This is a genomic window from Prevotella sp. LCP21S3_D2 (genome assembly GCF_052118345.1).
In the GTDB taxonomy this organism is placed as follows: Bacteria; Bacteroidota; Bacteroidia; order Bacteroidales; family Bacteroidaceae; genus Prevotella.
The window spans coordinates 1-1075 of sequence record NZ_JBQKHJ010000070.1 but is presented as its reverse complement, the minus strand read 5'-3'; the positions used below and the strand labels follow the sequence as shown (position 1 = coordinate 1075).

Annotated in this window: 1 protein-coding gene; it reads right to left on the bottom strand. The window is 44.2% G+C overall.

Annotated features, from left to right (window positions below):
- Nucleotides 1-938 (bottom strand): IS1380-like element IS614 family transposase (locus ACTQ16_RS16610; RefSeq protein ID WP_441938543.1); only part of this gene is annotated, 938 nt, incomplete at its 3' end.
- Between the last annotated feature and the right edge of the window lie 137 nt (nucleotides 939-1075).

The window sequence follows — 1075 nt, the reverse complement described above, 5'->3', positions numbered from 1 at the left end:
TAATCGTTGGTAAGAATGCATCTGTAGGTGTATTCACCTTCCCACAAGTCAAGCTCTCCATCCATGCGCTTTTGTCTCTGAATGACAAGACGATAGCACTTGCCTTCCCATTTTTCAACGAGAATGGAATTGAGTTCAAACTGGATGCCGTTGATTTCCTCCGTCTTCCATCCCCTCAGTGCAAACAAGTCATCGTAGAGCGAACTGCATCTGTTGGCGCGGATGTAGAAGTGCGTGCAATGCTTCTCTATCTCACTGACAATTTCCTTCGAGCACGAACCACAGTCGGCTCTGAAGCGATTCACACGGATGCTGTTGGCTTCCAGTAGGGCAAAGAATCTCTTGTGGGTCTCAGCCTGATAAAAGCGCACATTTGTGTTGCCATCGCTGTTCTCAACATAGACAATCTTCTCACCGATGACATATACGCCAGGTCTGTAGCCGAGGAACTTCTTGTATGTCGGTTTTGCATCATATTTCTCTGTTTCAAGGAACTGATGGTCGAAATCAACATCATAGGATTCCACCTCATTCAGTTCACCGGTGGAAACCAAGGCTTTTATAAGCAAGGCGTTGAGCTTGTCTGCCGTATTGAAATCATAGGTCTTGCCCTTATCGGAAGTATATGAGATGTTTTCCTGTGTCAGTTCCTTGATGGCTCTGAGGATGGTATCAGAGCTGCATGTGCGCAAGGTCGGATGATACGAGAGATGACGCATCAGATGCGATGTTACATCCTCCACGCATGAACCGCCACAGAAGTATACGCTCATCAGAGAACGAATAATTTCGCTGTACTGGTATCCGATGATACTGCGGCATCTCTGACCAAGTGTCTGGTCGATAATAGGTGAAAGCATGGAGTCAAATTGCTCCATGATTGAAAAAATTCCTCCAAAAGGTGTGAGTTTCTCAGATTTTATTGCTACCTTTGCCATGTCTTGTTACGATTTACGCTTGTTTTAAATTGCAACACTAAGATAGGTGAAAAATCTGACATGGCAAAATCCTGAGCAACTTTTTGTTGCTCAGGAACTTATAAATAAAGTTAAATCAAAGTGTTGCGGAATTAAGG